Annotated in this window: 22 protein-coding genes and 1 tRNA gene; 12 read left to right on the top strand and 11 right to left on the bottom strand. The window is 43.0% G+C overall.

Annotated features, from left to right (window positions below; genetic code table 11):
* Nucleotides 1-307: 307 nt before the first annotated feature.
* Nucleotides 308-931 (bottom strand): sterol desaturase family protein, encoded by a 624-nt coding sequence (locus tag NI466_RS12200; protein ID WP_253173729.1) that lies wholly within the window; start codon nucleotides 929-931, stop codon nucleotides 308-310.
* A 108-nt stretch (nucleotides 932-1,039) separates the two neighbouring features.
* On the opposite strand from NI466_RS12200, the gene NI466_RS12205 reads away from it, so the two are divergent.
* On the top strand, nucleotides 1,040-2,050 hold the full coding sequence (locus NI466_RS12205) for an AraC family transcriptional regulator (protein WP_005250402.1): 1,011 nt from the start codon (nucleotides 1,040-1,042) through the stop codon (nucleotides 2,048-2,050).
* A 277-nt stretch (nucleotides 2,051-2,327) separates the two neighbouring features.
* Here the strand turns inward: NI466_RS12205 and NI466_RS12210 are convergent, their stop codons facing one another.
* Both NI466_RS12210 and NI466_RS12215 read right to left on the bottom strand, forming a co-directional pair.
* A complete protein-coding gene (locus NI466_RS12210) occupies nucleotides 2,328-2,573 on the bottom strand; it encodes a hypothetical protein (RefSeq protein ID WP_005250397.1) in 246 nt (81 codons plus the stop codon).
* 79 nt (nucleotides 2,574-2,652) lie between these two features.
* Nucleotides 2,653-3,735 (bottom strand): DNA/RNA non-specific endonuclease, encoded by a 1,083-nt coding sequence (locus tag NI466_RS12215; protein WP_247143289.1) that lies wholly within the window; start codon nucleotides 3,733-3,735, stop codon nucleotides 2,653-2,655.
* A 264-nt stretch (nucleotides 3,736-3,999) separates the two neighbouring features.
* On the opposite strand from NI466_RS12215, the gene NI466_RS12220 reads away from it, so the two are divergent.
* Nucleotides 4,000-4,653, top strand: coding sequence for a hypothetical protein (locus NI466_RS12220; protein ID WP_253173731.1), 654 nt, complete (start codon nucleotides 4,000-4,002; stop codon nucleotides 4,651-4,653).
* Nucleotides 4,654-4,727: 74 nt separating this feature from the next.
* Here the strand turns inward: NI466_RS12220 and NI466_RS12225 are convergent, their stop codons facing one another.
* Nucleotides 4,728-6,608: a potassium transporter Kup gene (locus NI466_RS12225; protein ID WP_253173733.1), complete on the bottom strand. Its 1,881-nt coding sequence runs from the start codon at nucleotides 6,606-6,608 to the stop codon at nucleotides 4,728-4,730.
* Between the two features lie 122 nt (nucleotides 6,609-6,730).
* Between NI466_RS12225 and NI466_RS12230 the strand changes: the two genes are divergently transcribed.
* The 10 genes from NI466_RS12230 to NI466_RS12275 all read left to right on the top strand — a co-directional run bounded on the left by NI466_RS12230 (nucleotide 6,731) and on the right by NI466_RS12275 (nucleotide 14,061).
* Nucleotides 6,731-6,821: transfer RNA gene (locus tag NI466_RS12230), tRNA-Ser, on the top strand.
* A gap of 211 nt (nucleotides 6,822-7,032) precedes the next feature.
* Entirely contained in the window at nucleotides 7,033-8,322 is a 1,290-nt protein-coding gene (locus NI466_RS12235) for a tyrosine-type recombinase/integrase (protein ID WP_253173735.1), read from the top strand.
* Between the two features lie 32 nt (nucleotides 8,323-8,354).
* Nucleotides 8,355-9,419 carry a hypothetical protein gene (locus NI466_RS12240; RefSeq protein WP_180134825.1) on the top strand — a complete coding sequence of 355 codons (1,065 nt, stop codon included), beginning with the start codon at nucleotides 8,355-8,357 and terminating at the stop codon, nucleotides 9,417-9,419.
* A 100-nt stretch (nucleotides 9,420-9,519) separates the two neighbouring features.
* Nucleotides 9,520-9,807, top strand: a complete 288-nt coding sequence (locus tag NI466_RS12245) for a helix-turn-helix transcriptional regulator (protein WP_111034214.1) — start codon at nucleotides 9,520-9,522, stop codon at nucleotides 9,805-9,807.
* A gap of 2 nt (nucleotides 9,808-9,809) precedes the next feature.
* Entirely contained in the window at nucleotides 9,810-10,505 is a 696-nt protein-coding gene (locus NI466_RS12250; RefSeq protein ID WP_180066413.1) for a phage antirepressor KilAC domain-containing protein, read from the top strand.
* Nucleotides 10,502-10,819 carry a hypothetical protein gene (locus NI466_RS12255; protein ID WP_180134826.1) on the top strand — a complete coding sequence of 106 codons (318 nt, stop codon included), beginning with the start codon at nucleotides 10,502-10,504 and terminating at the stop codon, nucleotides 10,817-10,819. Before NI466_RS12250 ends, NI466_RS12255 begins: the two co-directional genes overlap by 4 nt.
* A complete protein-coding gene (locus NI466_RS12260) occupies nucleotides 10,816-11,373 on the top strand; it encodes a hypothetical protein (RefSeq protein WP_180134827.1) in 558 nt (185 codons plus the stop codon). The genes NI466_RS12255 and NI466_RS12260 overlap by 4 nt, the downstream gene beginning before the upstream one ends.
* 158 nt (nucleotides 11,374-11,531) lie before the next feature.
* Nucleotides 11,532-12,326, top strand: coding sequence for a helix-turn-helix domain-containing protein (locus tag NI466_RS12265; protein WP_253146647.1), 795 nt, complete (start codon nucleotides 11,532-11,534; stop codon nucleotides 12,324-12,326).
* Nucleotides 12,323-13,690, top strand: a complete 1,368-nt coding sequence (locus NI466_RS12270) for a replicative DNA helicase (RefSeq protein WP_180134830.1) — start codon at nucleotides 12,323-12,325, stop codon at nucleotides 13,688-13,690. The genes NI466_RS12265 and NI466_RS12270 overlap by 4 nt, the downstream gene beginning before the upstream one ends.
* Complete coding sequence (locus tag NI466_RS12275) at nucleotides 13,687-14,061, top strand: hypothetical protein (protein WP_180134831.1); 375 nt, start codon at nucleotides 13,687-13,689, stop codon at nucleotides 14,059-14,061. Before NI466_RS12270 ends, NI466_RS12275 begins: the two co-directional genes overlap by 4 nt.
* A gap of 137 nt (nucleotides 14,062-14,198) precedes the next feature.
* On the opposite strand, the gene NI466_RS12280 is transcribed toward NI466_RS12275, so the two are convergent.
* The 7 genes from NI466_RS12280 to NI466_RS12310 all read right to left on the bottom strand — a co-directional run bounded on the left by NI466_RS12280 (nucleotide 14,199) and on the right by NI466_RS12310 (nucleotide 22,537).
* A complete protein-coding gene (locus tag NI466_RS12280; protein WP_180134832.1) occupies nucleotides 14,199-14,693 on the bottom strand; it encodes a hypothetical protein in 495 nt (164 codons plus the stop codon).
* Between the two features lie 13 nt (nucleotides 14,694-14,706).
* Nucleotides 14,707-15,843, bottom strand: a complete 1,137-nt coding sequence (locus tag NI466_RS12285; RefSeq protein ID WP_180134833.1) for an XRE family transcriptional regulator — start codon at nucleotides 15,841-15,843, stop codon at nucleotides 14,707-14,709.
* A gap of 199 nt (nucleotides 15,844-16,042) precedes the next feature.
* Entirely contained in the window at nucleotides 16,043-16,477 is a 435-nt protein-coding gene (locus tag NI466_RS12290; RefSeq protein WP_155861682.1) for a hypothetical protein, read from the bottom strand.
* A gap of 27 nt (nucleotides 16,478-16,504) precedes the next feature.
* Entirely contained in the window at nucleotides 16,505-16,726 is a 222-nt protein-coding gene (locus NI466_RS12295; RefSeq protein WP_004964761.1) for a hypothetical protein, read from the bottom strand.
* A gap of 75 nt (nucleotides 16,727-16,801) precedes the next feature.
* Complete coding sequence (locus NI466_RS12300; RefSeq protein ID WP_155861681.1) at nucleotides 16,802-17,266, bottom strand: hypothetical protein; 465 nt, start codon at nucleotides 17,264-17,266, stop codon at nucleotides 16,802-16,804.
* Between the two features lie 112 nt (nucleotides 17,267-17,378).
* The gene (locus tag NI466_RS12305; RefSeq protein WP_057049030.1) at nucleotides 17,379-19,907 is read right to left on the bottom strand and encodes a hypothetical protein; all 2,529 of its coding nucleotides are present in this window, start codon (nucleotides 19,905-19,907) and stop codon (nucleotides 17,379-17,381) included.
* The gene (locus NI466_RS12310) at nucleotides 19,904-22,537 is read right to left on the bottom strand and encodes a lysozyme family protein (RefSeq protein ID WP_180134834.1); all 2,634 of its coding nucleotides are present in this window, start codon (nucleotides 22,535-22,537) and stop codon (nucleotides 19,904-19,906) included. Before NI466_RS12310 ends, NI466_RS12305 begins: the two co-directional genes overlap by 4 nt.
* Nucleotide 22,538 lies beyond the last annotated feature (1 nt).

Consider the following 22,538-nt stretch of genomic DNA (forward strand, 5'->3'; position numbering starts at 1 on the left):
ATCCTGGTCGTTAAAGTGTTTGTTTGCACTCATATTTTAACTGTTAGGACTCAGGTTTTTTTATTTAAAGCAAACTATGGGACAGCAGTGGTCTTTCGACTCCTTATAAAACCAAGATAAGACTACAGCACTTGGTATTCAAAATAACTCATTACACCCAGAAACATTATCAGTATGAGGCTTTGCTCACCGACAGGAGCAAATATAAGTGAGATCCACAGGACAATATTGACAATACAATCGTATTTTATTGACAAATCACGACAAAGCCCTGTTTACTCCATAACCTGCGTATTTAACTGCTTCATTACGTATTTTTTGCAGTATTTTTCGCTATTTTAGAGGAAGCATCGGCCGATTTAACCGGAAAATATTGCTCTGCCCAGCGGTTCAGTTTTTTCGAGATCGGTGCAGGCAAGCTCAAACCTAAAGGATTCTGTTCCTGCAAATCTGCCGAGGAAATCACCCGGGTACCGAGCAGATAGTCAAACCAGGGCTTGGTCACGCACCAGTTGGCATCCTGATTGCTATTCATATGATGATCATAATGCCAGGGCAATTTCTTTTTGGCCCATTCTGGTTCCAGATGAGCCCGGCGATGTAAATAATAATAGTTGCCTGCACTATATAGGGCGGCCAGTGACATGCCTTTGGAAAAAGGATAAAAACTGAGTCCAAAAACGGTCGCGACGACTGCCAGTGAGGCAATTTCATTGTGGGTACGCCAGTTGTCCAGTCCTTCTACATAGCCGAAATCGGAAAATTCCGTTTTTCGCACAATCCGGTGATGCTCCCAGTGTGAGCGCATACTCTCGGGTACCGGACTATAACGGCTCTGTCCCGGCCGGTGAACACCATGCAATACATATTTATGTGCAAACCATTCAAATCCATTTGCGACGACAAGTCCTGCCAGAAAACCTTTCCACATAATCTTTTACCTCTTGGTCTATTTTTAATATAGGCTAAATAAAAGACTAGATATTGACCAAAATATTCAATATGATTGACAAAATACGACAAAATAAAAGAATTAAAAATGCTGGTTCTAAAAAACTACGTAGGTTCAGTATACGGTGGTTTAGGACATTTACTTTTGGACTATTATCAGTTGAAACAGCTTGAAGTCCCTGAGAAATTATTGGCCATTCAAAATCTGGAACGCTTTGATTTCGCCCTGTGGCGTGATCTGTTAACAACACTTGATCAACAGCTACAGCGACCGGCTTTAGGCCTAGAAATCGCCCAGCTGGTTGAAGCTAAACACCTCGGTATTATTGGCTATCTGGCACTCTCAAGTGAGACCTTGGGTGAAGCCTTTATGCGCTATCATGATTATCATCGTCTGATTTATGATGGTGGCCCCCTTCAGCTGCAGTGGCAAGGCGATTATCTGTCGATTGGCTGGGTTGAAGTTCCCTTTCATCTGAATACCCAACTGACCGATGAAATCGCGATTGCGCTAATGACGGAATTCGTGAAAGCCAATGTTCAGAACCCGCACGGGGTTCAGTTATATGAAGTGCATTTCCAGCATGCAATGCCTAAAAATATTGCACTCTATGAGCAGTATTTCGGCTGTAAAGTCCGCTTTTCTCAAGCCAGAAATCAGGTATTGATGCATGTCAGTGAACTGTCCAGACCGCTGAAACAGGGCGACCAGACCTTGCAGAAACTGCTGATGCAACAGGCCAAAGCATTGCTAGAAAAATTTCCGCACTCCACCCTCATTGATCAGCAACTGCAACAGGCAATTCTGATTGGCCTGCAAAAAAACCTGTTCCAGATCGAGCATATTGCCGAGCAGATGAATTTTTCCGTGCGTCAGTTACAACGCCATTTGCAGAAACAGGGCAAAACCTATCAGCAATGTATGCAGGAAATCCGCTGCATGATGGCGATGCAATATCTGAAAGATCCGCACTTGAGTTTGCAGGAAACTGCCATGTTACTCGGTTATTCTGAACAGAGTGCGTTTCAGCGTGCCTTTAAGCAATGGACCCAACTAACGCCGCAGCAGTGGCGCCAACAGAATATGTCAGCTGCTTAAACCACCAGCATGTTGGTTTGATATACGGGCTTCAAGCAGCGTTCATGACTTAAATCCCTTCCCCCTATGACCTGATGATAAATATAAAAATAAGGGCTTAAAATATGGATAAATATCTTGCCGAATTACTCGGCACGTTCTGGCTGGTGTTTGGAGATATTGCGGGAGCAAAAAAATTAGGCTTTTCAATAAAAGCCATCTAAAAAGCCATGATTTCTAGATTCTATTTTTCTGCATGTTTTACATGGAACATGCAGATCATCGCGTTTAAAAACGCTTATAAAAATGGATTTTCAATTTCATCCAGGTCATCACGCTGAATTTTTTCTGGCAAATCCGGTGTATTTTCCAGTTGTTGCACCACATCATTCAAAAAAGCCTGCAAGGCTTTGGCCACTTTCAGTCCCTGCTGATCCTTGGTGATTTGCAAGTTACCATACACGCTGACGCAGTCCAGATCATTTTCCAAAGTCAGATCATGAATGGCATGGGATTCGCTGCCATTTTCAAACGCTTTAAACATATCCTCTTCACCTGTCTTTGTTATTTTTCAATGAACGTCTGATGTCGATGCTACCCGAATCCTGGTTTTTTCAGCAAGCTTATTTCAACAGCTGCAAAATATATTGCAACAAGGCATCAATCAGCTGTTTTACGATGGCATCTTGTGTCGCGTTGTCTATCGCGCCACCAGTCGCTGAGGAGGTCGAACTGCCTGAACCGGAAGACTTAAACTCGCGTTGTAATGCCTGCAGGTTTTCTTCAGAAACCTCTTCGGCACACTGGCTTTCTGCATCCCAGTTGGAGTATTCAATTTTCTGGTTGGCTTTTACGGCATTTCCGGTCAGTGGTAGCTTATAGGTATTGCGCTTCTGCTCTTCGGTAAGCTGCGGAAACAGGTTAATTCCAAGCTGTTCTTCCAGATAGCAGACACTGACAATACGCACTTTGAGTGAATTGTCATTCGGTGCATAGTAAGCACCAATAGCACCGGTTTTCGGCATATAAACCGCCTTATAGACCGCGGTTGGCACGATCACGCCATTGCCAATGGTTTTCAGCTTCTTCCCGGCAAAGACCGGCCCTGTCACCACATAAACATCCTGTTTCTGCTTGGTCACAATGGCACGGGTGGCTTCTTCCAGCTCTCGCCAGACTTGCTGATTATTCTTGGGCGCTTGCGGCACCATATTGGCCAGTGAAAAACTGTCAGACTGCGCGGCCTTGTTAGGCATATCCGCATTCGGCGCCATATGACCGCGGTCATAACCTGAACCACGATAATCCGCCAATGTGGCACGATGCTTCGCACTGACCCGATCTTCTTCATGAAAATTATCTTCACGGGGAATTTTCTGGCTTAAGCGTGCTGGCGTTAAGGCTTCTGCAACCCAAAGTGGCGTTTTAGATACCCCGGAATAACCGACATTAAAGCCATTAAAACACAGCGAATAGCTGTCTTTTTTCAGGCTGTCTTTCATCAAATATGGCGGCACATCCCGATAAAACTGGTTCAGACAGGCAGAATCACTGGAAGAGGATAGTGACACCCACTGACTGATTTTTTCCTGACCAAAAGCGATGGCGAAGCTGCTCGAAGCCACCACACCCAGAATGACTTTAATACTATTATCATTTAAAAACTGAGAAAAAGAGTTCTTGGATTTACGCTGCTTCTTGGCCATTCTTACACGTACTTTTTAGATCAATACAGATTTTGACCGAGCTTAACAAGCTGTATAAGTGAAGTATATCTTGGCCCTACCATTCGTTTACTAAATAAACAATAAGTATCTAAAACCCCGGCTAGTTGTAACAAACTGTCTAATTTTATTTCTTTTTAAATGAGGTTTCTCGGTGTTTGCGTAGCTTTGTTTGGCCCAGTGGATTGAGTATGTAAAGCTAACGGCCTATCTCAATTCGTAAAATTATTAGCAATGGTGTCAATCATGAATTCCAAACTCTCTAAAGCATTAGGTTTAGGATTATTCACAAGTGTGATGAGCGTAGCGGCATTTGCCGAGCCACCAGTTCAACCAGGTGAAACACTTGAAAGCTTGTCTAAAGCTAAAATTAGTACCAAGGTGAATGGTCAGGAAGCCTCTTTAGAAAGCTTGGTGAATTCTGGTCAGATCCGTCTGGTCGATCCGCGTGCAGCAGCACCGCAACCAGCCATGCCAAACACACAAGCACCAATGCCCAATGATCCAGCAATGACTCAGGCACCAAATTCAGGTACTGTTTCTCCTCAACCACCTGTCACAGAACCAGGTATGAATGAAGCAGAGGTGCCGGCCAATCTGGTTGAACCAGCCACTGAATCAGAAGTAGAAGCCAGCACGTCTATGACGACGCCTCAACCACAACAAGCACTGGAAGAACAACAAGCAGCTGTACCAGCAATGTCTGAAGAGCAACAGCAAGCAGCTATTGCTTCAGAACAACCGATGCCTGAAGCACAGCAACAAGCGGCTGTGACTGAAGCAGATGTGAGCAATGAACAAAGTGAAATTGCGGCTCAATCTGATGCAGAGCCAGTGCTGATGGAAGAACCCTTGAATGCTGCACCTGAAGTGCCGGCTGCGGTAGAACTTGAGCAATAATCTGAAGCTCATTTATTTATTGTTTCTCCCATAAAAAAACCAGAGTGTGCCTCTGGTTTTTTTATGCTTTTTATTTACATCTGAATCTGGGTACCCAGCTCAACCACACGGTTGGGTGGAATCTGATAGAAATCACTGACCGGACTGGTATTGCGCTGCATGGAAATAAACAGCTTTTCCCGCCATGGTGCCATGCCCTCACCCACAGTATGCATAATCCGTTCACGTGAAATAAAGAAACTGATCTGCATCAGGTCATATTCAAAATCCCATTGCTCATAGGCCTGTTGTAAAGCTTCCGGAATATTCGGCTGATCCTTAAAACCATAATAGATAAACACCCGGTAAAAATGCTCACTCAGTTTTTCCAGTTCAATCCGCTCCTGTCTGCCGACAAAAGGAATATCTCGGGTAATCACCGTGAGCATGATATTGCGTTCGTGTAAGACCTTATTGTGCTTAATATTATGCAGCATGGCATGCGGGACAATATTCGGTGTGCCCGTCAGGAAAATGGCATCGCCTGGCACAAACTTGGTACCTTCCCCCATCGAAATACTTTTAATAAACAGATCAATCGGCAAGGCATCCTGTTCCAGCCGGTTCAGTACCAACGCACGCCCGTCTTTCCAGGTCATGAGAATCGTAAACAGTACCGCACCAATCAGAATTGGCACCCAGCCACCCGAAGCGATTTTCAAGGACGTTGAGGCCACAAAGACTAAATCCAATGCAAGGAATGGCACAGCAAATAAAGCTACTTTCCAGACCGGCCAACGCCAGAAGCCATAGGCCAGAATCGAGATCAGAATGGTGCCACAGAGCATGGTCATGGTCACCGCAACGCCATAAGCACTGGCCAGATTGGCACTATTTTCAAACAGTAAAATCAGGATCAGCACCGAGATAAACAGCATCCAGTTAATGAAAGGCAGATAAATCTGGCCACGCTCCAATGCAGAGGTATGCTTGACTGACAGGCGCGGCAAATAACGCAATTGAATGGCTTGATTGACCATAGAAAATACCCCAGTAATGACCGCCTGTGAGGCAATCACCGCCGCTGCAGTCGCCAGTCCAATCATCGGAAATAAGGCCCAGTCGGGCAGCAGCATATAAAAAGGATTCGCCAGTGCTTCAGGACTACGCAGTAACAAGGCGCCTTGCCCGGCATAATTCAGCAATAAACATGGCAAGACAATAATGAACCAGGCCAGACGAATCGGCAGACGGCCAAAATGCCCCATATCGGCATAAATCGCTTCACCCCCAGTCATGGTCAGAATCACCGCCCCCATGGTCAGAAAAGCCACATAGGGCTGATCGACCACAAAATGATAGGCCCAGTAGGGATTCACCATCCACAGTACAAACGGGGTCTGGATGATGCTCCACAAACCAAAACCGCCAATCGACAAAAACCAGAGCATGGTTAAAGGTCCAAAAAACTTGCCCATAGTGGCTGTGCCGTGTCGCTGAACCATAAACAGTCCGGCCAGAATCCCGATCGACAAAGGCACCAGCCACTGATTGAAAATGGGTGTGGCAATACTCAGGCCTTCAATGGCTGAGAGCACGGAGATTGCCGGGGTAATAATCCCGTCACCGAAAAATAGCGATGCACCGACAAAGCCCAAAGCAATCAGGAATATTTTCTTTTGATCAGAGATTCGTGTGGTACGCAGGTTTAATGCCAACAGTGACATAATCCCGCCTTCGCCGTTGTTATCGGCACGCATGATTACCATGACATATTTAAAGCTGATGGTAAGCATCATGCACCAGAAAATCAGGGACAGGATACCGAGTACAGAAGCTTCGCTAATGGCGAGATGTGCGGTAAGGAAGCATTGGCGCAGTGCATACAGCGGACTGGTACCAATATCTCCGAAAACGACCCCAAGCGCAGCCAGTGTAATCACCGGAAGAGCTGCCTTTTGTGCAGTGCTTTGCATATATTGTCTTCGTTTTTTAACAAGCATTTTTGCGAATCATAGCACCGCATTAAAAGTTTTTCTGCAAATCAATTGTTTCAGCTTGGCACAGCTGGTTTTTTTCGCTATTATCCTCGGCCTATGGTGAGGTGTCCGAGTGGCTGAAGGAGCACGCCTGGAAAGTGTGTAAACGTTTATAGCGTTTCGAGGGTTCGAATCCCTCTCTCACCGCCAAATTCGACTTTTACGGTAGTTTACCGTAGTGCAAAAGGCTTGATCCTAAAGGGGTTAAGCCTTTTTTTATGCCCGATGCACTACGGGGAATAACGGTAGTATACCGACAACTTTGTCGGTATATTTGTCGGTATAAATCCAAATCAGCTAAGTTTTGACCAGAAACTCCCCAAAAGTGCTGATTTTATACCGACAACCAGGAGAAATCAGAATGGCAAAACAGTCTAATAAACTGACCGCTAAAGAGGTAAAAAATCTTAGCTTTGATGTGAATGGCGCAAAGAAACAGAGACACCCTGACGGCGGTGGACTGTATTTATTGATTGATGAAACAGAAGCGAAATACTGGCGAATGGATTATCGTCGACCAGTAACTCAAAAATATAACACCCTGGCAATCGGCACCTACCCAATGGTTAGCCTTGAGCAAGCAAGATCCAAACGTGATGAGTTTAAGAAGATGCTGGCAGATGGCATCGATCCAGCCGAGCAGCGCAATAATAAGAAACGTGAACAGCTAAAAACCCTAGAGAATACTTTTAGTAAATTTGCTGCAGAATGGTTAGAGATTCGCAGACGTGAAGGAAAGGTGGATCATGAAACTATTCGTAAGCTGAATAAAGATATATTGCCGTTTATTGGAAAGTTACCGGTTGCTGAGTTGACCACCGAACAGCTGGAACGAGATGTGACTAATGCGCTCGTTGAACGTGATGCACTTGAATCAGCCAGGCGTGTAAAGTCAATTATAAATATGGTGCTTAAACTTCCATTAAAGCGCCGAATCATCACCTATAACCCAGCTCCCGACATTAGCCTACCTCAACCTATCAAGGGCAATCATAACGCCGTAACTGATGAGAAAGAGCTGGCAGATCTATTGCGCAAAGCATGGCATTTAACCAAAGACTTTCCACGTACGAGAATTAGAACTGAGTTAGCAATAAAGTTATCAGCATATATCTACCAGCGCCCTGGGGAAGTCAGAACCCTACTTTGGGAATCGGTAGACTTTGAAAATAAATGCCTGTCCTTTGCAGCAAGTAAAACCAATCAAGACCACATCGTACCGTTATCAATTCAAGCGTATGACATTCTCAAAGAACTTGAAGAATTGCGGACCACTTCAAAATACGTTTTTCCAAGTGTCAAAACTTCATCTGAATGCATGAGTACAGACACTCTTACCCAGGTATTAAAACGATTGGGTTTTAAAGGGAAACATACAGCTCATGGATTCCGGGCAACGGCGCGAACACTGCTGGATGAAGAAATCGAATTTAGAACCGATATTGTAGAGCACCAGCTCGCTCATAAGGTTAGAGACCCTAATGGCACAGCTTATAACCGAACCAAGTTTTTACGCCGTCGACGTGAAATGATGCAGCTCTGGGCTGATTACCTCGACACACTTCGTCAAGGTGGTGATGTATCGAAATTCAAGCCAAATAATGACAGTGAAAATTTAATTCACTTTAAACCTAATACCAAGATGGCATAGCTCTGCTGCGTTTTCTAAAAGGATAAATGGTCATGAGTAATATTAAAGATATTAAAAATCCAGCTCCTTTCTATACATTGAAAGATGCAGCAAAAGAGTTAAACCGAGCCTTGGAAGTTGATTACTATGATGCCAAGAAGCTATTAAATATGGCGTTGGTATATGACTTACAACTCTACATTTTTGTAAGAGGCTGGGAAGGTTACGCAGCCTACGGCGAAGAAATGTCGGAAGAATGGGAGGAGTATGCCGATGTAGATAAACATGGCGGTTATACCAGCCTGCATTCTGATATGGATGCCACATTAGAGGCCATTATTACGGCAAGACTTAATTTAGCTTTACGTGACGGATGTCTGCTTGAGGTAAAGCGAGAACTAATTAACGAATTAATTTTAAGAAAAAATATTGTTGCCGATGGCAGCTTAGGTATCTTTTTCAGCAATATTCTAGATATCCAAGATTCTTTTACAAGAAATCCCAAGAACCTTTTTTTAGAAGCCTTTAAGCCGCCTCTTGCCCCTGAGTTGATAGGAGAGCTTGGTAAATGCACCCTTTCTGCAGATGTTATTGCTTCCGTAGAAAACATCCATATTGCTTGGATTGAGCTCTGGGAGGAAAACACTCTGTTCAGCCATAATACTGTCACGCCAACTCCTGTGATCGAAAGTAAAATTGAAAAGGAAGGACGGCCAGCTATACCCCAAGCCATATCTAGAACAGATCTTCTAATAACCCATTATCAACTATCCAGAATTATTGAAGGCTCTTTAATTCAAAAAGGTACACCCGTTGAAACTCGTGAAACTTTGATCAAGAAAATGGATTTAAAGCCTCGTGGAATAAGCCCAGCCAGAGAACGAGCTAAATTAGCAGCAAAAACTCTAGCTAATTATCTATGGAGTCAAGATAGGGATAACAAAATTAAAATTAAAGAAATGGCTATTACAGTTTATGCAGAGCTAAGCCAGACCGAACACCGTATTGAATTGCCTGATCAGGCCATATCATTAAAAGACTGGATTAAAGAAGTAGCTCCTCCTTATTCTAGAGAGCCTGGAAGGACCAAAGAAAAATATATATCAAGTGAAACTTAATATAGATCAAGTGGAACTTTCCATCTATTAACATATAAGAACCAACAACATACTACCTCTAACGCCGTTGCAGTACGGCACATAGTTAGAGGTTTTTTTCATGTCTACTCAACAACAAACTACGGCGCCAAAAGGCTTTTATCGCATGTCACAACTTGCAACTACGGCTGCACGTAAAGAACGCAAGTACATCGCTAAAGACGGAACAACTCGGATCATCAAAGCACGTCCTGAACGTCAGGGTCTGCTCCCGATGGGTGAAACAACTATCTGGGACAAAGTGCGCGCTGGTGAGTTCCCTACCCCAATTAAGCTAACCGAACGCATCACCGCATGGCGTATTGAAGATGTTGAAGCATGGATGGCTTCTAGAGGATTGGAGGCTTAATCATGAATACTTCCATCACTTCCTTTTTGCCATCGCAACAGATGCTTAGTTCGGATATTGCAGCTATTACGAAAATACGCCTAGATTCTGTAAAAAGGACTATCGAACGTTTAGCTGAACGCCTCGTTATAGCTTTACCACCAACGGTGGAAAAGCCTACAAACGGCCGTACAAGTACTGAATATGTGTTTTCTGGTGAACAAGGAAAGCTTGATTCAATTACTGTGGTTGCTCAGCTCTGCCCGGAGTTTACCGCAGCAATTGTAAAACGCTGGTATGAGCTTGAGCAGCAGACCCCAGCATTTGATATCAGTAATCCTCAGCATCTCCTGCAGGCGATTGAAGTCCAAGCTAAACAGAATCTCCAGTTAAGTGCTGAAAACCAAGTACTGTCAAAAGCCATAGAAACGATTACGCATACGGAGCACGGCGTTAAATTTCAACAAGCATGCAAGATCCTGAATATCAAACAGCAGACATTGGCGGAATGGTTGAGAAAACATAATTGGGATCGCTACTTAAATGGTGCCAGGGCTTCAACTTATTACAGTGAAAACCGCGGGTACTGTGAAACTAAGTATTCACTCAAAGAAGGTGTAAAGCCTTCAGGTCAATCATACAGCTACACACAGACTGAGTTCTTCATATTGCCAAAAGGTATGCAGATCCTAGCTAAAAGGTTTGGGGAGCGGCCATGAGTTTTCAAAATATTTTCTGTTTAAGGCTTCTCAAATTAAAAATGATCGGCTATATTGATCGTGTTCGGTGCAAAATCACTGAATCAGCTTTGGTCGGCTGCAAAAGTAACATAGGCGCACAGTCCGCTCTTCGGGCTTTTTTTGTGCGTAAAATCTCTATGCATCCGCATGTTATGGCGGAGCTGGAGGGGGACACTTTCGAGTGTGCAGGTTCCCTATGTTACCTGTCGACCAACCCTTTTCAGCTTCGTCTCCAAAATCATTTGGTCGTGATTGACGAAGCTCCAAAAAACATAGGAGCGCATTCATCATGAACGCTAAAGTACAAATTCAATTTTCAGAACAATCAATTCCTTTTTACAGTGTCGCAGATATTATCAATGCTTACTCACTTGCATCTGAAACTGCCACACAGCTTCGAACTCTGGCCAATCAAATCAGTAAAGCAACGGCTTTCGTTAAAGCATTTGTACAAGAAAATGATAGAGCTGACTCCTCTGCTTTTGCTGAACTAGAAAATCTAATCATAATTTCCCAGCAACTTGCTAACAGCCAGGCAGATACCTATAGCCTTGAGCTTAAGAGACATCAACAAGAACCCGATGATCACTACAACGCGGGTGATCTGCACGATGCATATTCATTAGCTTATGAAAACACATCATGGCTTGAGACCATGTTCTATCAAGTTAAAGATGAAGTCGAAGTAGTCAAAGAGGCCATTAAGCAAAATACTCATGGCGCCGTCTTTGGAACGCTTGAGCACTTAATTCATATTGCTGCTTACTTGGCAGGGAGCCATAGCAATACATTCGACATTGAACGCGAAAATTATGAAATACAGTGGGAGGCTACTAAAAATGGATAAGCCTTCTACCCCCTCAGAGCAAACTAAAGTACAGCCAAAACCTACTGTCGATCAGACAACAATGCTCCCATCAGCTGCATATGTTGAATCAGTACGTATTACTCCAGAACGTCTTTGGAATACGGTACTGAAAAACCATCATCAGCAAGGAGGATCTAGTGAGCATTGATGCAACACGCTGGGCCTGGACTGCTCCAGTAAATAACTCATCACAACGTCTCGTTCTGCTTTCATTAGCAGACAGGGCCGGTGAAGAACACACAGCGTGGCCAAGCATAGAGCGCCTGGCCAAAGATACCGTGTTGGACAAAAAAACAGTTCAAAAAGTTATTTTAGAGTTAATCAACTTGGGCCTAGTTGAAGATACAGGTGAACGCACGGGACCAACTAAACGAGTTAGGGTTCTAAAACTCAACGGCGTAAAGGGTCGTGAGGACTATACCCAAAATTTAGATGATGCCAATACACCCAAAAACGGGAACATTAAACAACCCCAAAAACGGAATGATTCCAAAAATGGGAATGATCCCGAAAATGGTGCTTTGAATAACCCCAAAAACGGGATGTTAAATGATCCCAAAAACGGGGTGCAGAATCTATCAGGGAATCTACCAATGAATCTCTCTCAAGAGCATGACTGGATTCCTGATGTAGATCAGTTGATAACAAAGATAAAGATGGCAGGTCATGGCAACAATATAGACCTAATCTTTGGCCTACCTAGCTTTGAATTCGAGCTGAGTGCATTCAACTCTTATTTTGATAATAGCGGCCTATCTGACAGTAAAAAACTACATAAGTTCACGGCTTGGATCGTAGACAAGTTTGATCGCTACAAAAAGCAGAATCCTGAATATGGCAGTCAGTCTCCGACCGGACAGCAAGCTAATACTGCTCAGCCATTTCTTAATTTACCGACTAAGCCTAAGAGCCTATTAGGAGGTCCTCAATGAATACGCCTATTCATAATCTACAAATTGAACAAGCTGTACTTGCAGCACTGATGACTGTTTCAAATTCATATGGCCAAGTTGAGAACCTACTTACTGAAGATGATTTCCATGCTACACGCCACAAATTGATTTTTCAGGCTGTAGTTGATCTGGATTCGAAGAATTCACCATATGACGCTGTATTAGTAAATCAGTGGCTAGAAATGCATAACTATTCTGAAGCTGCCGGTGGTGAGCAATACATCATGCAAATTTTAGGTGATGCCCCTTCCAGCTTTTATAACCTAGTGTCTTATGCTGAGAAATTGAAGGATCTTACGACATGCAGGCAAGTTGAAGCTGAAGCCATGAAGGTGATTAATCATGCTCGGAACTTAACTGTGAGCCGTGGTGAGCTGGTCCAGAATGCACAAACTGCTTTTGCAGATCTGAATACTGAATCTGGAAGTGAATCCCTCTTTCATATTCATGATGCTGCATCCAATACATTTCTTGAGATGCACCGTAAGATTGAAGCTGCAATTGCTGGCAATTCGATGATTAAAGGAATCCAGACTGGTATCTATGACCTCGACAAGAAACTAGGCGATGTTGAACCTGGTTGCCTAATGGTGGTGGCTGCACGACCTGCAATGGGTAAGACGACTATGCTCCAGCTCATTGCAAACAATGTAGCAGTCATACAGAAAAAGCCTGCCCTCATCATGTCTGGAGAAATGCCTAAAGAACAGATCGCCATGCGTCTCTGTTGCGCGATTGCACCAGCAGATATTGGAGTAGTGCGTAATTCCCCCCACCTATTACCTAAAAATGAATTTACGGCGTATACAGACGCCGTGGTGATGCTGAAAGAAGTGCCAATGCAGATCAATGATACTTCCCGACCATCTATTGCAAATATCAGGGAATCTATCCGTAAAGTAAAACATCAGTATGGCTCTGTCGGTGTGGTCCTTGTTGATTATCTTCAGATCATGAAGACAACAAAGCAATTCGCCCGGGAGGATTTAAAGATTGCTTATTTTACCGGTGAGCTGAAAGCCATGGCCAAAGAGTTTGATTGCGTCATTGTTCTTTTATCTCAGCTCAATCGTGAGTTAGAGAAGCGACCTAATAAAAGACCAATGATGTCGGATCTACGTGAATCAGGTGCAATTGAACAAGATGCCGACCAAATTATTTTTTTGTACCGGGACGAAGTTTATAACAAAGAATCCCAATACCGAGGTATTGCCGAGGCCATTGTAGGAAAGAACCGCCACGGAGAAGCTGGTACTGCGTACATGCATGCCCAGCTGAAGTACTGTCAATTTACCAATCTAGATCATGATGCACTTAATCAAATCCAGGGGAATACAATATGATGTTTATTAATGGCCAAGGTATCGACTCTACTGTATTCAAAAAGTCACCAGCAGATAGATTTATAAACCTCAGAACTCAAAAAAAGGTAAAGGAATTTATTGTCAAACTCCGTGGCTACAAACGTCCGGACTTTAATCGAATGATTCTGGATCTAGGTCGTCTTGGTTGGACACATGAGAAAATAGCCTTTGTATTACCTGTCTCTGGCGCTTCCACTGTGTCTGAATGGGCGCGTGGTGGTGTTCCAAATTATGAGAACGGTGAAGCTTTAATTGAGCTATGGCGAGCTGAAACGGGTATTAGCCGTGAACCTCGTGAAGGTGAATGGCAAAGCTATCAATATAAAATTGGGCAATTAGACTTATTATAAAAAAGCCCACCCTAAAGGTAGGCTTATACTTGTGACCATAAATTAAAAGTATTAAGATTAAGTTTCCTAGGCTCGTCTAATACAGTTAATTCTGGTCAATTACTCGAGATAAGAACCGATATAAAAGCAATATGTTTTTATATCGGTTTTTTGTTTTCTGTATCTGCGGTCATATGATTGGTGGCATTCTTTCTTTCCTCTACGTCTTCTGTAAAGTCCATAGGAATTAGAATTGGCTCTTCAGTCGAATTAACGCTATTCCAGTGATCCATATCTAATGATAACTGTAATGCATCACCGAGAATTCCATCTCTTCGCTTCATGAATGACTTTTGTATTAATGGGCGTGGAGCTTCATCAATATCAATCCATAATGACTGTTGAGAGCCTTGCTTGGGTACTGCATGGTTTACTCGGTATGGTCGCCCTGTCGACTTATCTGTTCTAGTCTCCTCTCTCGCTGCAACAGCAATTTTTTTTGCTAAAACATCTAAAGGATCGACAGGTTCTGGAAGTTTATAACCTAACTGTTCAACAGCAAACTTTGCCACTTCCTTTAAATCAACTTCCGATAATCCAGTTTTTCTCTTATAACGCCTTATGGCTTCTTGAAACGCTTGATTTTGATTCACTTAAAATTACTCCTTAGTCTTCAAGTGGATAAACATCCCCCCAGCCATCAACTACAGCTGAAGGTGTAAGAATTGGTCGAATTGGAACCAAATGCTTTCTAAATAAATTGTATTTTTTCGTATGGTATTGAAGTTTCCCAGCAATAATTCCTGGATGTACTTTAATCGTATTTGCTAATCCCATAATGTCGATATCAGCAAAGAAAGGATATTTACGAGCGATAAAACTATTCATTTTTTGCTCGCTGATTGCATAATATGCCGCAGCCTCATTTGCAATTTTTTCGTCCTCGTCTTCACTTTCACCAGGCTGAATATCTATATCGATTTTTGGAACAATTTTACCGTGACCCTGAATGACATGTTCTAACTCGTGGCGTAATACAAACCAAAAATTATCAATCCTATCAAAACGTAACGACATTCCAATAACTGGTGAGGTTCCATCATTTAACCATAGACATACACCATCCATTTTTGATCCTTTAAGCGATTCTACAATCACAAAGCGGATACCGTGTTCCATAAGAATACGAGGAACTTTTCTAATTTCTTCAGCGGAATAAAGTAAAGGTTTTAATTTTTCAGCTGCCATTTTTCCTTTTTCTGGACTATAGGCTGGCACAATCATTTCCGAGGCGATTCTTTTTACATGATTGATCCACGCTAACTGCACGGGCGTAGCAATATCATCACAATTAGACTTTTTTGCACTATGAGGGGTTATTTCTATTATCTTTTCTAAAGAATCCACTTTAAAAAGACGTAATAACTCTGACTCAATCTTATTGAAATCTTTCTTATTTTCTACATTTAGCCATGAGCGATTAATCATATCGGCTATGGGCAGACTACCGAATAACTTAGCACGATACTCAAGCTGAGGGTCTGGCATAATTTTAAGTCTAGCTTTGGCTAGATCATATTGACCTTGCAAATTAATAAACTGTTCAGCTGGCACTTTAAAGATATCTTCAAAAATAATAGCTAAATTAGGAGAAATAGATTTTTTATCTTGTAATAGCCTATTAACGCCAGACTCATCAATTTGTAAAATCCCAGCTAAGACTCTACCATTCCACCCCTTCTCAATTAGAAGAGCTGAAAGAGCTTGTCCAGGTGTACGATATTGTTCGAGATTTCTTTCCATAACTTGCAGATTATTTCAGTTTGCGCATTTACGCAAGTTTAAAATTATTTAGCTAGATATGTCCATAATATTTAGATTGGAAATTCCTTTAGATAAAGGCTTAATGCCAGTTAAGTCTCACATTATTTAGCTTAGATTCAGGACTTTATCGGTGAAATCCACTAGCGTCGACTTTTTTATAAAATCAAAGATTTAATACTTAAGGAGCAACTTTAAATTTCATTGGCTGAAAGTCATCAATATGGACTTTCTTAGCTTTCAATAAATCTTCTCGTTTACCATCTACAACCAGGACGGCGCGCTTAACTTGAACTGTCCAGGTACGATCCGCTCCGCACATAGTCTCTGATTCGATAAAGATATTCCCAAATGCTTTACCTTGAAGGTTTTGTATATCGCCGTAGGTTATTACATTCTCAGAAGTCCCTTGCACTCTGCCGGATTTGTCCTTTGCCACCAGGTCTAAATACAGTTTGTCATAGGCCCCAAGAAAATCATGGATCGTCACATCCACCACGGCGGAACAGATCCCTGAGTTCACATAGCTGGTCTTGGAATGCTGAAGTGTAATTGGGGTAGCCAAAGCCACTGAGCTTATAAGACTCATTAGAGAGAAAGCTAATATCTTCTTCATGATGTGAAATTCCTTTTTCTACTAAAATTATGTATGTGATGTTATCAGAGGCTTTATTTCAAGTGATTCAAGCAATCCACTGTTTCTTTCCCAGGTATCAACTGCTTTGATCCCGTAACGACTGCTTGAGCGTCCATGCGCTTTAATGACTGGTTCAGGAAAGTTCTTTTTATTTCGCCAGCTGATCAAAGTACCTTTAGTAATTCCATAGCGCTTCAATAACTCAGGTGTTGAGATATATAAGGTCATCAATTATTCCTCAAAGTGTAGTCATACTAATCAAGCTGTTCAGCAATAACTGCAACTTTGAATTGTATTTCACATTCATTCTTCACATGTTCTTAGTGGGAATGTATAGCTGTAAAGTTCCATAAAATTACTATTAATCACTTTAAAAGAAAAATGAGTGCCATTTACCCTATAAACTTGAGAAGTACCAATAGCTGAGGAACAAGCGTAATTTCTAATTAATTGACTAAACTTTTCCAAGTCTATTTTTTCCGATAAATCCTTTTTAGTTTCAATATCTCTTAGCGCATAAGTCTGAGAAATTAAAGGTCTGCTTACCACCATGGTTAATAGCTCTGTATCAGCATCAACCTTTCTAGGTAACGTCGAAACTACTTCATTGGTGATTTGACGAGTAAGATCGTTAAAGCTATCAATATCAATAATTTCATATTTCTCATTAATTATCTTGGCATTGATTAACGAGCGATCAAATCCATTCTCTGCTAAAGCTACTGTTGAATACCCTAAAAGTAATATGGGTAAAACTCTACCAATCATATTTCCCCCTTAATTGTCTCATCACATCATTCGATGTTGAATTTGGGCTATTTATAAATATTAATACAACATAGTAATCTAAAAATTAAAAAAGGAGCCGAGGCTCCTAATTTTATTCTTCTGATAAATCCCACCAGTAACTATTACCTAAGTTCTCCAGGCGCTGCTGTGTTCTTGGTAGATAATCAGGATCAATCATATTCTGCATTTTGGAATACAGCATTCGATCTACGACCAGCTTACTGTACCAAAGATTCTGCAATGGAATATTACTCTTCAGGGTATTGGCCACTTCCATCATCCGGGTAGATTCTTTCCCCTCAATGATGTTGTTACCCATACCGGTTAGCAGCATACCCAACTTCATGCTTTGGCCTAATAATGGGCCACTGATAAAGTCTGATGCACTTCGACCGGTTGGATCTGAAAGTGCAGACATGATGTCCCCCAGGAAGGAAAGCCCGCCACCTTTAAGAAGTGACTTACCAAAGAAATCAATCGTAAATACAGGCTCTGGATTCTTACCATTGGCCAAGTTCTGGGTCTGAACGATCAATGCACCTGCTAAAGTTTGATAAGCCAGTAGCGAAGCTAGGAACGTCACCCGACTCTTAATATCTCCCTGGGCAAAGGCACGATGACCAATACGGAACATATAAGCCAATGGGAAGCCTTTGAACTGGAATAGGGTTCGGCCCAATTCCCCTTGGATAGTTCCGGCTTCACCTAAGTTAATGATGCTACGTTCACGTACACCTGCTTCAATAATAGCGACTGACTCCTCATTAAAGATATGAGTCTGGTATTTCATAGCAGCTTTATACCGGAAGTCAGCCAGTGCATTAGCATTGTCCTGCTTGTCCAGTGGCAAGAACTGCTTAATCACATCATCTGGTGCATTAAAGAAGTCATTCTGCGAAAGTACCGCCGTCCCATCTTCACGCTTACTTGGCTCCAGCTGCTGCCACAACTGCCAGTCACGTTCGGTAATACCGTTCCCCTGCAGGATCTTAAGATCATCTGCACCAAGATCCTTCCAATCCGTTTTACGGGTCATTTCAGCAAGCTTATTCATATGCACCAGATTAAGCGCTCGTTTCGCTCCTGCGGTGACGGCGTTCAGTCCTGATAGTTTCATAGTTGTTGCAGCAAAAGCCTGCATACGTGCATTAAAGCGGCCTGACTTGGTAGCACTACTGACAATATCAGCATCACCGAAACGGGTCATTGAGCCGGCCATTTCGTTAATCCCAAGGCCAAACCGCAATGCTTCATCACGTGTGGCACCCTGTTTCAATTGCTTCATGTATTCAGGGAGGATCGATTTGGTATAGGACAGGCCCAGCATATTAGCGACCTTCTTCATACTGGCATGGTCGCCAAAGGTCGTCAGCGTGGTGCCACCTAATTTAGATGCAACCATTAAGGCACGTAATCCACCCATAACGTTACCTAAGGTTGAATCAATCGCCCGGGTATTGGCATCCAGAGTGTTATACATGGACATGGCCCGATGAGCCTGCTTATCAATCTCACCATGTTTCATGCCATTCTGTGGATCTGCTTTCAGTTTGATCTTGGCTTCATCCAATAACGACTCAAATGTATTACGAGGATTGGATCCAAGGTTCTGCATCATGGCCACTTCTGTACTCATGCGGTGAGTATGGTTTTTCAGAATCTCATGAAACCCTGCTTCATCATAAGTTCCATATTTCTTCTGATACGCCAGCCATGCGTCACCATCCTTGAAATGCAAAGCCCTGGACTCTTGGTGACGATTCGCCATCTTGGAGCGACCACCTACAGGCGATGCCCCTGCTTTGGCCTGTTTATTCAGTATCAGTAAGTCTTTGTTAGCGCCGTTGGTTGAGATGGTTTTATAAATCTCCTCAAGCATGGATTTAAGCTCCAGCTCATCCATCAACTCACCAGTCTCTTTGACATACTGATTACGATCTACTCCAGCCAATGCATCGTTCACCCATTCTGATTGATCTGTTAGGGCTACTTTCTTCTGATCATGTGATGTCATAAAGCCAAAGTTATCGAGCTTCTTAATATTCCCACCAGCCCGGTTGAAGGCTAAACGCATTTCCTCCAGGGCTGCACTTACTTCCTTGGCCATCGCCGTAATTTCTGGATTATCAGACTTGCCACCAAACATGACCCGGATAATGTCATCAGTCATGGCCTTGTTTACTGACATGCCAAAGCGTTCCTGTGTCTTGGTAAACACATCAGCAACCAATGACATCCAGCGACTGTGCAAGGCTTGGGATTGCTTCTCTATAGACTGGATACCACTCTGATCCGAGAAGTATGCAATCTTCCGCATTAAAGCTTGGACCGGGTTTAATTTAGGATGGTTATAGATTTCGTTCTGTAGCTGGGCCTTGATGATGGCATCCCGGGCAATGTTCTGATTGTTCTTAGCGATCTGGACGGCGAGATCCGTAGCAGTTTTCTGCGCAATCGCTTCAGCACGTTCAGCAGGACTTTTAAACATCCAATCAGGATCTGTTCTGGCCAGAGTATTTTGTGCCCGGATATACAGTGATGAAATACGATTACTATCAGCTGCACTTAATTTTCTTTTACCTAATGCCTTTGCAACTTGTTCTCTACATTCAGCTCTCATGCTGCTTCACTCCCAAATCTTAATGCGCAGCTTGCCAATGCTTTCACTGCCTGAATTTCATCTTTTGCGATTTCTTCTTGCTCTTTGACATAGTCCAATAGATCTCGGGATGACATCGTCACAATTTCTTCATTCCCGTTTTCATCCAGGCGCGTAAAGGTCACTTCCATATCGGGATCTGCTTCTAGAATTGAAACCGCTTCCCTACCGTCTGCCGTATCAGTGAATGCACCGTATTCCCCTTTGCTAGACTTGGTTAAGTCCGGTGCACCATCAACCTTAGATTTACCCGGCTTCCAGAACTCCCGTTCTAATGCCTGGGTAGCTTTATGCTGTACTGTAGTTAATTCAGGACTATCGGCTTTACCATTAGCAGGATGGGCAAATAAATCATTTCCATTACGTGTAGCCTTTACCGGGCTAATGGTGCCATCCTGATTAATCTGGCGCTGGAAGGTCGTATTAGAAGTACTATTGTGTAGTTCTTGAATAATCCCCCCATCATCCATTGACCGCTCTCGTTTAAGATAGTTTTGCGATCTGGTCGGCGTCCAGTTATCTACTCCGGCAACAATTGAGTTTTGCTGAATATTTGAATCTGATGTTCTGGCATTATTGATATCTAAAGTATTCGATTCTGGATCAGCAACCATAACCCGTTGTTGCTCTGGCTCAAGCTGGTAAAGATCCGAGTCCAATACATCCAAATTACGGTTAGCACTATTACCAGGCCCAGATAAATCGACTTGAGGTTCAACATACGGCGTTCGATAAGCACCACCTTCAGAATACTGATAATGCGCCGTAGCCTTGAGGTATTCCAGATCCTCCTTGGTCAATGGAGAAGATAGGGCTTCAAACTCCTCCTGGAGTGACTTCACACTATGCTCATCTGCACTGAGTACAAAGGGCATTGATTCAATTTCAGCATCAGATTGGGACTTGTAAGCGGGTGGTGCAGTTATATCAGACTCAAACTGTGGGAACTCTGATTCACTCCCCCGGACTTCGGTAGGATGTGCTGCATTCTGTGAACCGACATCACCATAAAGTTTAGCTATATCATTCCAGCGCTTTTCGTATTTGGCCTTTACCTGCCCTACGGTCATCCCATTGAATTGATGACTTGAAGTGATACCTTCTGCAATCTGTCTTGCAGTCTTCTTCTGATTGCCTTTACTCCAGCGTGTGGCCACATCTACAAAAAGCTCATTATCTTTGGCTTTCAAAAAGACTGGTCCACCACCTTCACCAAAGAAATGCAGATAGTAAAGTTCTAGGCCATTCGGATCTCGATTAAAGTGGCTGCGGAAAACCTTGGCATTGTGCTCGTAGTAGTTCAGGCCCGCTTTAATTTGATCATTACCATCAAACTTATCCTTACCTCCCATACGGGCAAAGGTGCTATCCAAAGTCTGGAATAAGCCGGTAGCGGACGATAGTAACTTACCGTTTCTGTCCTTTGGCTGGATTGAAGTGCTGAAAGTGCCACCAGTTTCCAAATGGGAAATGATTAAGGCATCCACTGGATTAATGCCTCGTTTAGAGGCTTCCTGAACAATCGTTTTTGTCCAAGGTTTTTTATCAAATACAGGATTAGTCAAAAGCTCCGCTATTACTGGCGCTTTATGTTCATCAGTATTGATAGCGCTTGGTCTTACAATAGCCTTCGGTGTACCTGTTATTGGTACCACTGGTGTACTGGTTACTACTGCTTTAGGTGTGCCTGTCACTGGTGCTTTTAAGCTGACCAGCTCATCATTCAGTGCACTCTCCATTGCACTATCCAATGCATCAAAGTGTGAATTGGCTTCTTTTGCATTGGTTGGACTAAATGGATTCGTGCCTTCTGCATGCTCTATGTTGGCCTGTATATGAGCTGCATCATTCATGGTATCTACATTACTATGGTCTTTAATCTGCTCTGGCCGTAATCGCCCTTTATTCGCCCATAAGTTGAGTAGTAAGGCCATCCCGCCGTTTGCTGCCAATGTAGACGGACTTAATGCATTTTCCTTTAATGCTTCGCCGTATTGAGCGACCTTCTTATTTTCATTGTTCTCTAAATATGAACCTTCGATATAGTCACCGGCTGAACCTGCTGCAGTAGCCAGCGCGGTAGTAGCTACGGCGTCAGCAATTACAGACTTAGACACACCATGGGTAGGAATAGCAAAACCCAAAGCATCTGCAACGCCTTTAACCGCGCCACCGGTGCGAGCTGTTTGTATATCCGCCCCTTTGTTAAGTAAGTCTGATTTCTCTGCTTCAAAGGTCTGGTACCCGAATAATCCAGAATTCAATGCCAAGCCTGGCACACCGCCTGTTCCTAAAGTAGTGACGGCGTTCCAGCCAATACGTGTAAAGTCTTTGGTCAGGCCATAGGTAAACTCACCTATGCCACCCAAATCATCAGGCTTAAAAATCTCAAGGTTTTGTGCTCTTAGAGCTGCTGCTTTCTTGTCACCACGAATCAAGGCATCCGGTGCAGTGGCAGCCTCAATGGTACCCATGGCAACACCGGAAACAGTACCTAATACGCCGTCACTAAATCCACCGCGCTCACTTTTAGGTTTAAAGCGAGGATCGTCCTGATTTAACGTTAATTCATCATCTGCTAAAAAATCCATC

The sequence above is a fragment of the Acinetobacter lwoffii genome, assembly GCF_024129595.1.
GTDB classification, from domain to species: Bacteria; Pseudomonadota; Gammaproteobacteria; order Pseudomonadales; family Moraxellaceae; genus Acinetobacter; species Acinetobacter lwoffii_O.